Origin of the sequence: Pseudoalteromonas sp. D15MCD-2 (assembly GCF_038562745.1) — a bacterium.
GTDB lineage: Bacteria > Pseudomonadota > Gammaproteobacteria > Enterobacterales > Alteromonadaceae > Pseudoalteromonas.
Map to the genome: position 1 here is coordinate 2,035,780 of NZ_JBCFQE010000001.1, position 14,479 is coordinate 2,050,258.

General features: G+C 42.5%; 11 protein-coding genes. 7 read left to right on the top strand and 4 right to left on the bottom strand.

The window, feature by feature from the left end:
* Positions 1-3: 3 nt before the first annotated feature.
* The 4 genes from AADY36_RS09260 to AADY36_RS09275 form a co-directional block, all read right to left on the bottom strand.
* Positions 4-2,910 carry a TonB-dependent receptor plug domain-containing protein gene (locus tag AADY36_RS09260; protein WP_442960159.1) on the bottom strand — a complete coding sequence of 969 codons (2,907 nt, stop codon included), beginning with the start codon at positions 2,908-2,910 and terminating at the stop codon, positions 4-6.
* A 125-nt stretch (positions 2,911-3,035) separates the two neighbouring features.
* Positions 3,036-4,106: a FecR family protein gene (locus AADY36_RS09265; RefSeq protein ID WP_054561344.1), complete on the bottom strand. Its 1,071-nt coding sequence runs from the start codon at positions 4,104-4,106 to the stop codon at positions 3,036-3,038.
* Entirely contained in the window at positions 4,103-4,663 is a 561-nt protein-coding gene (locus AADY36_RS09270) for an RNA polymerase sigma factor (protein ID WP_055021034.1), read from the bottom strand. Before AADY36_RS09270 ends, AADY36_RS09265 begins: the two co-directional genes overlap by 4 nt.
* An 85-nt stretch (positions 4,664-4,748) precedes the next feature.
* Complete coding sequence (locus AADY36_RS09275; protein ID WP_054561342.1) at positions 4,749-5,624, bottom strand: LysR family transcriptional regulator; 876 nt, start codon at positions 5,622-5,624, stop codon at positions 4,749-4,751.
* Between the two features lie 106 nt (positions 5,625-5,730).
* Here AADY36_RS09275 and AADY36_RS09280 point away from each other — a divergent pair, with 106 nt between their 5' ends.
* From AADY36_RS09280 to AADY36_RS09310, 7 genes are all read left to right on the top strand, one after another.
* Positions 5,731-6,384, top strand: coding sequence for a peroxiredoxin-like family protein (locus AADY36_RS09280; RefSeq protein ID WP_342408884.1), 654 nt, complete (start codon positions 5,731-5,733; stop codon positions 6,382-6,384).
* A gap of 55 nt (positions 6,385-6,439) precedes the next feature.
* Complete coding sequence (locus AADY36_RS09285; protein ID WP_342408885.1) at positions 6,440-7,132, top strand: haloacid dehalogenase type II; 693 nt, start codon at positions 6,440-6,442, stop codon at positions 7,130-7,132.
* A gap of 202 nt (positions 7,133-7,334) precedes the next feature.
* Positions 7,335-8,540 carry an efflux RND transporter periplasmic adaptor subunit gene (locus AADY36_RS09290; RefSeq protein ID WP_342408886.1) on the top strand — a complete coding sequence of 402 codons (1,206 nt, stop codon included), beginning with the start codon at positions 7,335-7,337 and terminating at the stop codon, positions 8,538-8,540.
* Between the two features lie 14 nt (positions 8,541-8,554).
* Complete coding sequence (locus AADY36_RS09295; protein WP_062565233.1) at positions 8,555-11,728, top strand: efflux RND transporter permease subunit; 3,174 nt, start codon at positions 8,555-8,557, stop codon at positions 11,726-11,728.
* A 105-nt stretch (positions 11,729-11,833) separates the two neighbouring features.
* The gene (locus AADY36_RS09300; RefSeq protein WP_054561991.1) at positions 11,834-12,427 is read left to right on the top strand and encodes a PilZ domain-containing protein; all 594 of its coding nucleotides are present in this window, start codon (positions 11,834-11,836) and stop codon (positions 12,425-12,427) included.
* Positions 12,428-12,511: 84 nt separating this feature from the next.
* Positions 12,512-13,570, top strand: coding sequence for an agmatine deiminase family protein (locus AADY36_RS09305; protein ID WP_342408887.1), 1,059 nt, complete (start codon positions 12,512-12,514; stop codon positions 13,568-13,570).
* On the top strand, positions 13,563-14,456 hold the full coding sequence (locus tag AADY36_RS09310) for a carbon-nitrogen hydrolase (protein ID WP_342408888.1): 894 nt from the start codon (positions 13,563-13,565) through the stop codon (positions 14,454-14,456). Before AADY36_RS09305 ends, AADY36_RS09310 begins: the two co-directional genes overlap by 8 nt.
* Positions 14,457-14,479: the final 23 nt, after the last annotated feature.

The following is a 14,479-nucleotide window of genomic DNA, read 5'->3' on the forward strand; positions in this document are numbered from 1 at the left end:
AGTTTAGAACTTGTACTCTGCACCTACGTAGTAGTACGCACCGTTAAAGCCAAATGGTGCTGAACGACGTGAGTAAGTGAATACACCTGGGCTTGAAACAATTGTGTTGCCGCTAGCATCAACAATCGTACCCGAGCGTGAATTACCTATGGTGTTCTTATCTGGATAAACATCAAATAAGTTATTTGCACCAATGTTAAATGACAGGTTTTCGTTAAAGAAGTAGTTAACTTTAACATCAGTTAAGATTTCAGCACCGTATGTTTGACGACCACCATCTTCAACTGTGTATTCGCCGTAACGGTTTAGAGATAGATTTACAGTCCAATCTTCTAAACGGTAAAGCGCGCTTAAGTTAATGCGGTCTTCTGGTTGCCATTCTTCAATAATTGATGTTTCTTGAGCAGAAAACACATCTTCTACCGGAATAGTCTCAAGACCACTGCCTGATGGCGTAAATAAATCAACTACATCTGTTTTAGTGAAGTTAGCAGCAAAGGTGAAATCTAAAGTACCGCCAAGGCCTTCTGTGTTCCATGTAGCAACTAAATCAACACCTTCTGTTTCTGTGTCTGCACCATTTAAGAAGAACTGACCCGCACCTGCGCCTGAGCTTTCAAGTGCAGCATCTAGCGTATCTGATAAACCTTTACCTAAACGGTTAGAAATAACGATACGGTCGTCGATATCAATCGAGTAGTAGTCAATGGTTAAATTGATATTGTCGGTTACGTTATACACAATACCTAAACTACGATTTTGTGATTTCTCTTCTTTTAGCTTAGGAATACCAATTGATTGCGCTAAGGTACTGTCGTTTCTAAACGTACCTACTTGCTCAGCCACTAAGCTGCCATCATCACCTACAACAAACTGTGTACTTACGTTATTAAAGTAAAGTTGTTGCATAGAAGGTGCTCTAAAACCTGTGCTTAATGCACCACGCAAAGACACATCTTCAGTGACAGACCAGTTACCCGCTAACTTAAAGTTAACTGTGTCACCAAAGCCTTTGTAGTTATCGTAACGTACCGCACCTGAAATAATTACATCATCGATAACATAGGTTTCTGCATCCATATAGAATGAGATCACATCGCGCGATTCATCAACAGATGATGCCGGGTCTGAACCACCAAAACCTTGCGTACCGCTTGCAGCGTCAACACTACCTACCCCGCCATTTAAGCCAGAATAGATGCTCATGCCATCAACAGTGTCGTAATCACGATATGCGTATTCGCTACCTTCAAGAATGCGGAACTCATCGGTACGAAGCTCAGCACCTAGTGCTAATGAGAAGTTGTCGTAATCTTTGGTGTAATCAAGATTTAAAGTTTGCAGTGATAATTCAAGGCCATATGCATACGCTGAACGCGGGATAGTGGCACGAATTTCATCAGCCGTTAAACCTTGATCATAACGAAGGTAGTTAGCGTAAGAGCCATTGATAGTATCACTTGTTGTGTAATCAATGCTGTTTTCACCGTAGGTGTACGATAAATCAATGCTTGAGTCATTATCGAACGATTTTTTATAACCAAAGTTATAAGACACGTCATCAATGACAGTATTAATTTTCGGTAAGAAACCCATAGGAATGGTTGCATCACCATCTTGTAATACAGGGTTACCATTAGCATTTGCGTTATGACGGAAAAACGCTGCTGATTCATTTTCACGATTTGAATAAGTGATAAAGCCATATAGCTCACCACCAGCAAGCTCATAGCCAGTATTAACTGTTAGAGCGAATTGTTGTGAATCTGCATCACCAATTCTAAACGTATCTCGAGGTGCTGTTAGCTCACGAGGGTCGCCTGCCAATAGCGTACCATCATCAAGTTCAGTACAGCCGTAAAATTGACATGAGCCATGAAAGCCTGCACGGTTAGTAGGTGCACGGTCACGGTAGTTGATTGTGGTGTTTAAATAACCTTCGTCACCTAAAGCAAATCCTTTGTTGAAATCAACAGTTACAGTTTCGCCATCGCCTTCTGAATACTCACCGTAGTTGATAGCCGCTTTACCGCCCTCTTCAGCGTCTTTTAATACGATATTAATAACACCTGCAATGGCATCTGAACCATATTGCGCAGCAGCACCATCACGTAAAACTTCAATACGTTTGATTGCAGCAGCAGGAATAGCATTCATGTCGGTACCCGCCGTACCACGACCTACTGACGTATTAATGTGAATAAGGCTCGCTTGGTGGCGGCGTTTACCATTGATAAGAACTAAGGTTTGATCTGGCCCTAAGCCACGTAAGGTTGCAGGACGAAGTGCATCAGTACCATCACTGATAGACGAGCTTGAAAAGTTAAAAGACGGTGCAATAGCCTGAAGCATACGGCCTACTTCTGTTTGACCTGTATTCTCTAGTGCTTCGGCACTTAAAATATCAACCGGAACCGGTAAATCTTCAACCGAGCGTCCTGCTACACGGCTACCGACAACGGCAATTTTTTCGATGTTTTGTTCTGCTGATTGATCTTCTGCTAACGCTTGCGTATTGGCGGCAAGCAGTAATGGCACGACTGCAGCGCTGACCCCTGATACTTTGATCATGTTATTATCTATCCTATCTACTTGTTTGAGTTTTATACTCAGCAAGCCTTGTTGATCAACAACCGCATCGAGCTCAGTGCCTTCTAGCATCGCATTCAGTGCATCAAGTTTGGTGTAAAAACCAAACACAGATTGCGCTTGATATTGCTTTGCTAATTCGAAAGAAAAAATGACTGTTTGTTCGGTTTGCTTTGCAAATTCGATTAACGCCAAATCAGCTCGTTGCGCTTTGATGTCAAATTGCAGCATTTGTTTTTCAGCCGCTATTGCTACTTGGCCTGTTGTAAGGCCATAAATAACAAAAGATGCAGGTAACAACGGCAATTGCTTACTGCGCAATTTAAACAAACAAGTGAGGAAGATAAATCCGCTATGTAAATTTAACTTTTTTTTAATTAATTTTTTGTGACGAGAAGGTGGCGCACAATTAACATCATTATATTGGCGTATTCTCATAGACAGAACTAACCTTTTGCAGCGATAGTTAAGCTAACACGATGTTCACCTAAACGTTGATGTTCTACACCTAAGTTGGCCTGTAAAGAATCAAGCAAACCTTTAATGTCGCCTGTTTTAAACACGCCAGCCACTTTTAACGAGGCAAGTTCTGGATCATTTAATTCAAAACGTGTGGCAGTATAACGACTCACCTCTTGTAGAGCTTCGCCTAAAGACTCGCCATTAAAAATCAGCATTTCTTGTTGCCATGCCAAATCACGCTGAACGTCATCAACCGATAACTGTTTAATTGGCTCAGTTTTACTTTGTTTTATCAGTGCTTTCTCACCAGATACAACAACATTAGCGCGAAGCGCTTTAATATCTGCACTGTTATCTGAGGCATCTTTTAAACGATTAAAGTCGCTAGCATCAACCTGAGTACTCGGATCAGCAATCATCACCTTGCCTTCAGTCACCACTAGCTCTAAGTCTGAAGCAGTATTTCGCTGAACATTAAACACCGTACCAAGTGCAGTAAATGATTTATCACCAGCAATAACCGTAAACGGACGGCTGGGATCTTTGGCAACATTGAAGCGCCCTTCACCGCGGCTCAAAATCAACTGCCGGCGATCGCCTGAATAGGCAACTTCGAGTTTAGTATTGGTATTAAGCTGAACAATAGTGCTGTCTGGCAGCACAAATTCAGCTTGCTCACCCACTTTGGTTCGGTAAATTTTGCTAAATTTGGCGTAATCGTTTTCTTCACTTTGCCAATAGCTTGAATAGATAAGCATGATAGAACCAAGCAGCATTGCCACTAAAAAGCTGGCAGCGGTTGCCATACCAAACACTGCTGGTTGTTTTTGCGGTGCTTTATAAGGAAACAAACTACTTAACTCATTAAGTACACTCATTTCATCCCATAAGGTCGCAAGTTCAAACAATGCCTCTTGATGAGCCGCACTTTGGTGAGCCCACAAATGTAGTTGGCTTACTTCATCTTTAGATAGGCCACGATCAATGGCACTGATCCACTGACTCGCCTGCTCTTGAATCATGTCTTTTGATGAAAATAGATGGACATTACTCATTTGTTCACCTCTTTTGCAGTGAACTCTGTGGTAGGGGTAAATGCCTGTGGTTGTACGTCGTGTGATTTCATTGCTCGGTGAACATGTAATAAGCCTTTGGCTATATGTTTTTCAACAGTACTTTCGCTAAGACTCATTTTAGCTGCAATTTCCTTTTGGCTTAAGCCATAGACTTTTTTTAAGATAAAACATTTTTTAACCTGAGGGCTTAATTCGTTAGTCACTCGGCAAAAAAACAAAAAACGCTCTTTAGAAGTCACTTCATCTTCAAGTGCCATTGAACGCATGTGATGCTCAACCTGCTGTTGTTCATCTAACGATTCTTTGTATTTATTGTCCCATTTAGCAATATGATTTAGCGCCAAATGCTTAGCCGTTTTCAGCATGTAACTGTGAGTATATTCGATATTTTGCTTAAGATCAGCTTCATAACTTTTTATAAACGTCTCTTGCACAATATCTTCTACATCATCAGGGCTGACGATACGTGATACAAAGCGCCTAAGCTTGCTCGATATCTCGGTAAAAGCGGTGATAACCCCAGTTTGATCTGTCATCCTTAACTCACCTTTATTATATTTTTATTGCTTTAGGGTACGAGATTTCAGTTTAATTACAAGCCATTTGTTAAGTTTTTGTACCTTAGGTAAACAAAGATTTCATAAACTCATAAAAAACCTCTGTTTTGCGCGTCACTAGGCTGTTTTGTGGTTTTAAAAACCATACTGGCGCGTCAGCATCAACAAGGCTATTAGGGAGTATTTCGATTAACCGTCCTTCGGCTAAATCATCTTTAATTGCAATATATGATTTAATCGCTATGCCATGGCCTGCAATCGCCGCCTGTGTCATGTTATCTGAGTTAGATACAGTAAAACGCGTTCTCGCATTATAGTTAACTATTTGCCCACCTTCGTTAAATTTAAGCTGTCGCTGCCATGGCAAACACACCCAGTAATGGTCTTTAAGATCAGCCACCGACTTAGGTTGCCCATATTTTTTAATATAGCTCGGTGCTGCGCACAAAATACGAGAGTTACTAACAAGCTTACGAGAAAGAAGGTTTGAATCTGCCAACTGACCTACTCGAATAGCCACATCTTGGGCGTCATCAACAATATTCACAAATTGATCTGTAATCATAAAATCGAGTTTTAAGTCGGGAAATTGCTGTTCAAAGTGGCCAAGCTCTGGCATCACGAATTTTGAAAAAACCCAAGGCGGCATAGTGACTCGTAAAAGCCCTGTTACTGCTGAACCTCGTGCGCCAATTTGATGCTCTGCATCATATAAAGCCTCTAAAATGGCACCAGCTCGTTGATAAAACAACTCCCCTGCAGGCGATAAGCGTATTCGCCGACTATCACGAAACAACAATACAGTACTTAAGGCTTTTTCTAACTTACTTAAGCGATGACTTACCGTCGCAGGTGAGAGGCCCTGAGCTTTAGCGGCGGCAACTACACCTTGGTTTTCAACTATGGCAATAAAGGTTTCTAAATCACATAAACTGTACATGGCTTTGATTCAATATTTTCGAATTTAGGTTTCAGTTTTGTATTGTATATATAAAAATTTAAAACTCTATACTTGCTACAAATTGTAAAAAATGATTGGAGTATGTATGTCTTTAAAAACCCAAATCGACGCATTTGAAGTGCAAAAGAAAGCCAATGCCCCAGCTGATATCTTAAATTTGATGGATGTCACGACTGAAAAACTGATTGCAGAACAATTAAGTAAACATGCTTTAAAAGTCGGTGATAAGTTTCCAGCATTTGAATTACCCGACAGCAAGGGCAAACAAATCAGCTCGACTGAATTGCTAGCGAAAGGCCCGCTTGTACTGAGTTTTTACCGTGGTGGTTGGTGCCCGTATTGTAATTTAGAGCTTCGCGCGCTTAACAATATGCAACAAGCATTTGCTGATCAAAATGCACAGTTAGTTGCTGTTTCGCCGCAGTTACCTGATGAAACACTGTCTACCCAACAGCAAAACGAGCTGGCTTATACGGTGCTTTCTGATGTGTCTAACTCTTTGGCTAAAAAGTGTGGCTTGGTATTCACCTTAGATGAACGCTTAATCCCAGTTTACGATCAACTTGGTTTAGATATTCCAAAAGCCAATGGTGACGAAAGCTACGAATTACCACTACCAGCAACCTATGTTATTGATTGCCAAGGGGTGATCCAATTTGCATTTGCTCATGAAGATTACACATTAAGAGCAGAGCCTTTAGATGTTCTTAACGCTGTTAAGGCACTAAATCATGTTTAAAAAAGTATTTTTTAGTCTAGTTTTATTGGTAACCCTAACTTACTCGGGAGGCACAATGGCAGAGTCTCAACACCAAGCTAAACCAAAAGTAATTGTGTTTGATGTCAACGAAACCTTGCTTGATCTTGAACAAATGCAAAGCTCAGTCGCTGAAGCGCTTAATGGCAATACCCAGCTATTACCACTTTGGTTTTCGACCATGCTGCATCACTCCTTAGTGAGTACGGTGTCTAATGATTATCATGACTTCGGTGAAATTGGCGTTGCTGCACTAATGATGGTGGCAAGTAATAATCAAATTTCGTTAACTAAAGAGCAAGCAAATCAGGCGATTGTGCCACCACTTTTATCTTTACCTGCGCATAGCGATGTTAAACCAGCTTTGGCGCAATTAAAGCAAGACTATAAACTGGTCAGCTTTACAAATTCGTCAAATAACGGTGTAAAAGCGCAGTTTCAACATGCTGGCTTAACAGATTACTTTACTCGCCGTTACAGTGTTGAAGATATTAAAGTGTATAAACCCGATCTGCGCGCTTACAAGTGGTTGCTTGAACAATTAAATGTAGCGCCTCACGAAGCTTTAATGGTTGCTGCGCACGGCTGGGATGTAGCAGGCGCTAAAGAAGCGGGTATGCAAACAGCGTTTATCGCAAGGCCCGGTAAAGCGCTTTACCCACTGGCAAAGCAGCCAGATTACATTGTTAAAAACCTTGAAGAGTTAGCCTCTTTACTAACGAAAAAGTAAAAAACGATTTAAACCGTTATATCAACGCAAAGCGAAAATGCTTTGCGTTTTTTTGCGCCTAACAAAAAAGTAAACTACAGGGTGTACCTTTCTCTTTTTTGGGTATAAACTAAACGCTAAATGAATATGCATAGTGACGTCTTTATTGCTAATAGACTATTTTTTATGCATACCTACTTAACAATTGGACTGTGGAGTAAACATGCGTCTGCCTTTCGCACCTGCCAAATTATCATTATCTGCGTTGTTATTTGTTTCTGCTCCTTTGCTACTGCAAGGTTGTTCTGAAGCGCCACAGCAACAACAGGGTCAAATGCACCCCGCTGCTGTCGCGACTATGACAATGGAAACTCACGATGCCCCTTTTACGATTGAGCTGCCAGCGACGTTGTCTGGCTCAAAAGAAGTTGAAGTTCGTGCCCGTGTCACCGGTATTCTTGAATCACGCAACTTTGAAGAAGGTCAGCGTGTAGAGCAAGGCCAATCATTATTTACTATTGACCTTGAACCTTATCAACTTGCGGTTGATCGTGCGCAAGCTGCACTTGATGGTGCAAAAGCAGCGCTTGTTCAAGCTGATCGTGACGTTAAACGATTAGCTAAACTACGTGCCGAAAAGTCCGTTTCACAACGTGATTACGATAACGCTAGTTCAGCCAATGATATTGCTAAAACTGATTTAGCCGCTGCAAAAGTCGCATTAAAAGAAGCGCAACTAAACCTTGAATATGCGCAAGTGAAAGCCCCTGTCGCAGGTGTAATGGGACGTGAGTTTGTTTCTGAAGGAACCTATGTTTCTGGTCCAGATTTATTACTGACTCAAATGACTCAGTTTGACCCTATTCGTATTCGTTTTGGCTTATCTGAGCGTGAACAACTGCAAATGCGTCAAGATGTTAAAAATGGCTCGCTGACATTACCTGAGCAAGGCCACTGGAAAACACAAATTAAACTGCAAGATGGTTCGTTATACGGGCAAACCGGTGAAGTTAACTTCTCTGATGTGCGTATTAATCCAAACACAGGTACCAGTGAGTTTCAGGCAATTATTCCTAACCCTGATTTTCAACTTCGCCCGGGCCAATTCGTTCGTGTTGAGTTAAGTGGTGCAGTACGCAAAAACGCTTTCATCGTTCCGCAACGTGCAGTGCTTGATAACGGCACTGGTAAGTTTGTTTATGTAGTAAGTAAAAACGAGCAAGGTATGGATGTCGCTTCACCTGCCCCTGTTACTGTAGGTGAATGGATCAAAAAACCAGAAAACGAGCAATACCAAAACTTTTGGTTAATTCGCAGTGGTTTAAAAGAAGGCGACCAAGTTATTGTTGATGGCATGGCACGTATTTTCTTCCCGGGTATGCCAGTCAATGTTGGCAAACCTGCCGCTAACCCAAGCCACGCAGAATAAGCACAGGGAGTCTTATGTTTTCTCGTTACTTTATAGACAGACCCATTTTTGCGTTTGTTATCTCTATTGTTATTGTGCTTGCGGGACTTGCTGCGATGCGCAGCTTACCTGTGGCGCAATATCCTGAAATAGCACCACCGGTTGTTCAAGTAACCGCAGCCTACCCCGGTGCATCTGCCGATGTGCTTGAGCAAACGGTAGCGACACCGATTGAAAATGCCATTACCGGTGTTGAAGGCATGATGTATATGTCATCAACGTCAACCAGTGCAGGTTCAACCACCATCGAAGTTACTTTTGAAATTGGCACTGATGTTGACCAAGCAGCCGTTAACGTAAACAACCGTGTTAAGCAGGTTGAAGCGCGTTTACCTGAAGAAACACGCCGCCAAGGTGTGGTAGTTCAAAAAGGTTCTTCTAGCTTTTTACAAGTTCATGCCTTTTACTCACCAGATGGAACACGTTCGAGTTTATGGACATCAAACTATGTCACTATGAACGTGCTTGACCGTGTTAAACGTATTCCTGGCACCACCAGTGTACAAATTTTTGGTGCCAAAGATTACGCAATGCGTATTTGGTTGCGCCCTGATGTGATGAGCCAGTTAGGTGTCACTGTTGAAGAAATTGCAGGGGCAATTCGCGTACAAAACTCGCAATACGCAGCAGGTAAAATTGGTGCGACGCCTACTACACAATCTCCTCAAGAGCTGGTTTACAGTGTAACTGCACAAGGGCGTTTGTCTGAGCCTGAGCAATTTGAAAATATCATTATTCGTTCAAATACCGATGGCAGTAGCTTACGCTTAAAAGACGTAGCCCGCGTTGAGCTTGGCTCAAAAGACTATAACTTCAAAGGGACAATTAACGGTAAAGAAGCGGTACTGTTAGGTATCTTCTTGCAACCAGGAGCAAACGCTCTTGATGTAGCTGAAGAAGTAAACAGTGTTATTGAAGAAATGAAAAGCCAGTTCCCGACCGGCCTTGCTCATTTAACGTCATACGACACAACCCGCTTTGTTGAAGTATCAATCCGTGAAGTTGTAAAAACACTACTTGAAGCCATGGTATTGGTATTCTTAGTAGTGTATTTATTCTTACAAAACTGGCGCGCAACGCTTATTCCAACCCTTGCAGTGCCAGTATCACTACTGGGCACATTTGCCGGCATGTATATGCTGGGTTACTCAATTAACTCTCTCACCTTATTCGGTATGGTGCTGTCGATTGGTATTGTTGTTGATGATGCCATCGTGGTACTTGAAAACGTTGAGCGTATCATGCACGAAGAAGGCCTAGGTGCCAGAGACGCCGCCGTTAAAGCGATGGGCGAAGTAAGCGGCCCGGTGGTGGCAATTGTTTTAGTACTTTGTTCAGTGTTTGTGCCAATTGCGTTTTTAGGTGGCTTAACCGGTGAGCTATTCCGCCAGTTCGCTATTACTATTTCGATTGCAGTAAGTTTATCGGGTGTCGTTGCTTTAACGATGACGCCAGCCCTTTGTGTACTTATTTTAAAACAAGAACACAAGCAAACTGCCCGCTTCTTCTTGTGGTTTAACGACATGTTTACCAAGATCACCGGCCGTTATGTTGGTGCTGTTGGCTTTATGGTGCGCCGTGGTCTGTTAGGGCTGATCTTAATGACAGGTATGATTGCCGCAACGATTGGCCTTTGGCAAAACACCCCTGGTTCACTTGTGCCAGATGAAGACCAAGGTTATTACATCTCTGCAATCTTCTTACCTGACGGTTCATCACTTGAACGCACAGAGCAAGTCACACAACAGGTTGTTGAGGCCGTACAATCAAACCCAGCGAACGAAAACGTGGTGGCGTTTACCGGTTTTGACTTTATTGGCGGTGGTTACAAAAACAGCGCTGCAACCTTATTCGTGACTCAAAAGCATTGGGATGAGCGTGAAGTTGATACCAAGGCACTGGTGCAAGAGCTATTCATGAAAACAGCAGGTATTAAAGAGGCGCTCGTTCTTGCCTTTAATCCTCCGGCTATTTTTGGTTTAGGTAACACAGGTGGCTTTGAATTTTACATTCAAAACAAAGGTGATAGCGACCCAGACAAACTTCAACATGCAATGCAGTTGATGACAGCTGAAGCACAAAAGAGTCCTATCATCAGTGGTCTGCAAACACTTTGGCGCCCTGATGCACCACAGCTACGTGTTGATGTTGACCGTGAACAAGCACGTGCAATGGGTGTCGAAATTGATGATGCGTTCACTGCTCTTGCAGGTAACTTAGGGACTTATTACGTTAACGACTTCAATAAATTTGGTCGCGCATGGCAAGTACTAATGTCTGCAGACGCTGAATTTAGAATGAAGCCTGATGACATTGGCCGTATCTATGTTAAAAACAACCAAGGTACTATGGTGCCGCTTTCAGCCTTTACCACTATCGAGTATAGCCGTGGCCCAGAAAACCTAAATCGTTATAACAACTTACCTGCTGTTAAACTGATGGGTAATGCAGCGCCGGGTTACAGCTCAGGTCAAGCTATTGCTGAAGTTGAACGTATTGCACAAGCAGTATTACCACCTAATATGACCTACGAGTGGACAGGCTCTGCATTCCAAGAGAAACGCAGTTCAGGCACCACAGGAATTGCCTTAGGCCTTGCTGTGATCATGGTATTTTTGATTCTAGCAGCGCTATATGAGCGTTGGTCACTACCACTGTCTGTGATGCTTGCCCTGCCATTTGGTACCTTTGGTGCGCTTATAGCAGTTTGGGTTGTTGGCATGACAAACGATGTGTACTTCCAAATTGGTCTAGTAACACTACTTGGTCTTGCCAGTAAGAACGCGATTCTTATTGTTGAATACGCCTTGATGAAACATCAACAAGGCTGGAGCGCAAGTACGGCTGCTCTTGAGGCTGCACGTTTACGTTTTCGACCAATCATTATGACTTCGCTTGCTTTCATTTTAGGCGTTGTGCCTTTAGTACTTAGCTCTGGCGCAGGTGCAGGTGCCCGCCACAGCGTTGGTACCGGTGTAATGGGCGGTATGATGGCAGCGACATTCCTTGCAGTATTCTTTGTGCCGCTGTTCTTTTATTGGTTAACGGCGCGAAAATTAACTGAAAAACGATCAAGACAAGAGCTTGCTGATGAGATAGCAGAACATCATCAACAAGAACATGTTAAAACCCAAGAGGGTAACCTGTAAAAAATGAAGGGCAAACAATGAGTTTGCCCTTTTTTTTGATTATTTGATTACTAGCAATTTACTGCTTCGAACGCTAGTATTAAGGAAAGATGTGTGGAGTACAGCATGAATAATCAAAAATTAGCCGAATTTGAACAGTTTTTTCAAATCAACGAGAGCAACCGTGTCAATTTATATGCGGTTGAACCTAGTGCTGTGCCAAAAACCAATGCTGAGCTCGAAGCGGATATCCCTGCCCTATTTAAACTTGCCAACGAAGTAAACGAACTTGAGCAAACAAGCTTACGACCACTGCGTAATCTGGGTGATGTTGCACAAGAACTCGCGGCCTTTTTACAGGCACAATCTCGTAAAATTGATTTAATCATGAGTCACATCTTAGCCTCAGAGCAGCCTGACGATAACGCAAACTATTGCGATAGTTATGGCGGTGGTGGTGTAAAACTTACCTCAGCTGATGTGTATGAATTAGGGCAAACATTTCGTACTAAGTTGTTCTTGCAGCACGAAGCATCTGCCATTTATTGCTATACCGAATTAGTCGCCATTGAAAAATGCGATGATGATAAATACCAATACACATTATTGTTTACTGCCATTCGCGATGCTGACCAAGATTTAGTCGTAAGAGCAGCCCTGCACGCACAAACACGCCAACTTAAAAAACGTCAGCAAGAAAACAATCAGCAAGACAGTTAAAAATCACGCTTTATCGCGCACAAAAAGCTGACATCTATGGCTAAAATGCTAAACTAGCCCCACCTTAGTTTGTTTAATACCTTCATGAAATTTAGACTTTTACCTGAATGGGCTGAGCAAGATGCCGTTATGCTCACTTGGCCTCATCAAGACACAGATTGGGCTGCAAATTTAACCGCTGTTGAGCCTGTGTATGTAGCACTTTGCCAAGCAATAAGCCAACAACAAGATGTTGTGATTGTGGCCCATGATAATGCTCTCAAAGCACATATTGCAGCTTTACTTGCAAATGCAGAGGTTGATGCTAATCGCATTCACTTTGTGGTTACACCGTGTAACGATACCTGGGCACGTGACCATGGCCCATTGACCTGTGCAAATATTGATGACGCAACTCAATTAAAAGTAATGGATTTTATTTTTAATGGTTGGGGCAATAAGTTTGCAAGTGATCTTGATAACCAAATTAATCAAGTACTTGTAAAGCAAGTCGCATGTCCTAAAAATGGTTATCAGCAAAGTGAACTGGTTCTTGAAGGCGGTGGCGTCGAGATCAATGAACACGGCGTGCTACTCACAACCAGCGAGTGCTTATTAAACCCAAATCGTAACCCAGAACTCACAAAAGCAGATATAGAACAAACGCTGGTCGAGCAACTGGGTGCTACGTCGTTTCTTTGGGTTGATCACGGTTATCTTGCAGGTGATGATACCGACAGCCATATTGATACGCTGGTACGTTTTGCACCAAACAACACCCTTGTTTATGTTAAGTGCGACGATAAAAATGATGAGCACTTTGCAGCCCTTGATGCAATGGAAAAGCAACTGCAATCATTTAAAACAGCAGAGGGTGAAAACTACACGCTGATTGCCTTACCTTGGCCAAAAGCTGTGTTCGATGAAGATGGCGACAGATTACCTGCCACATACGCTAATTATTTAATTATCAATAAAACCGTTTTAGTACCAATTTATGGTGATGAAAACGATCAACTGGCGCTTGGTCAGGTTGCCAAAGCATACCTAGATCACACTGTGGTGGGTATTAATTGTGTGCCAATTATTCACCAATTTGGCAGCTTACACTGTATTACAATGCAATTACCGCGCGGCTTTTTAGCAGGAACAAACAATGACTAAACCAACGCATTTAAAGGTTGCTCTTGTTCAGCAATCAAACACCGATAATGCTCAAGACAATATGGCAAAATCAATTGCCGGTATTCGTGATGCAGCAAGCCAAGGCGCTAAGCTTATTGTTCTTCAAGAGCTACACCGTAGCTTGTATTTTTGCCAAACCGAAGATGTAGACGTTTTTGATTTAGCAGAAACAATCCCGGGTCCAAGCACAGACACCTTAGGTGCACTTGCCAAAGAACTTAATGTGGTGATCGTGTCATCATTATTCGAAAAGCGTGCTACAGGACTTTATCACAATACTGCTGTGGTGCTTGAAACTGACGGCAGCATTGCCGGTAAATACCGTAAAATGCATATTCCTGATGACCCAGGCTTTTACGAGAAGTTTTATTTTACACCGGGTGATTTAGGTTTTGAGCCTATTCAAACCTCTGTTGGTAAACTAGGCGTATTAGTGTGTTGGGATCAATGGTTCCCAGAGGCTGCACGCTTAATGGCAATGGCCGGTGCTGAAATTTTAATTTACCCAACAGCCATTGGCTGGGACCCGCGTGATGAAAAAGACGAGCAAACACGTCAAAAAGACGCCTGGGTTATTTCACAACGTGCTCATGCAGTTGCCAACGGCGTGCCTGTGATCAGTTGTAACCGTGTTGGCCACGAAAGTGATCCAAGCGCTCAAAGTAAAGGTATTCAGTTCTGGGGTAACTCGTTTATCGCAGGCCCTCAAGGTGAAATCTTAGCCGAAGCGAACAACAGCGATGAGCAATTATTAGTTGTTGAATTAGACCAAGCGCGTAGTGAAAACATACGTCGAATTTGGCCTTACCTTCGTGATCGTCGCATCGATCACTATCAGGACTTAACCAAGATTTATCGAGACTAAGCAGTAAAAACAGTTTAAAGGAG

Coding starts and splice junctions, on each gene's coding strand:
- AADY36_RS09265 (WP_054561344.1), bottom strand. CDS start 4,106: ATGAGTAATGTCCATCTATTTTCATCAAAAGACATGATTCAAGAGCAG.
- AADY36_RS09270 (WP_055021034.1), bottom strand. CDS start 4,663: ATGACAGATCAAACTGGGGTTATCACCGCTTTTACCGAGATATCGAGC.
- AADY36_RS09275 (WP_054561342.1), bottom strand. CDS start 5,624: ATGTACAGTTTATGTGATTTAGAAACCTTTATTGCCATAGTTGAAAAC.
- AADY36_RS09280 (WP_342408884.1), top strand. CDS start 5,731: ATGTCTTTAAAAACCCAAATCGACGCATTTGAAGTGCAAAAGAAAGCC.
- AADY36_RS09285 (WP_342408885.1), top strand. CDS start 6,440: ATGGCAGAGTCTCAACACCAAGCTAAACCAAAAGTAATTGTGTTTGAT.
- AADY36_RS09290 (WP_342408886.1), top strand. CDS start 7,335: ATGCGTCTGCCTTTCGCACCTGCCAAATTATCATTATCTGCGTTGTTA.
- AADY36_RS09295 (WP_062565233.1), top strand. CDS start 8,555: ATGTTTTCTCGTTACTTTATAGACAGACCCATTTTTGCGTTTGTTATC.
- AADY36_RS09300 (WP_054561991.1), top strand. CDS start 11,834: ATGAATAATCAAAAATTAGCCGAATTTGAACAGTTTTTTCAAATCAAC.
- AADY36_RS09305 (WP_342408887.1), top strand. CDS start 12,512: ATGAAATTTAGACTTTTACCTGAATGGGCTGAGCAAGATGCCGTTATG.
- AADY36_RS09310 (WP_342408888.1), top strand. CDS start 13,563: ATGACTAAACCAACGCATTTAAAGGTTGCTCTTGTTCAGCAATCAAAC.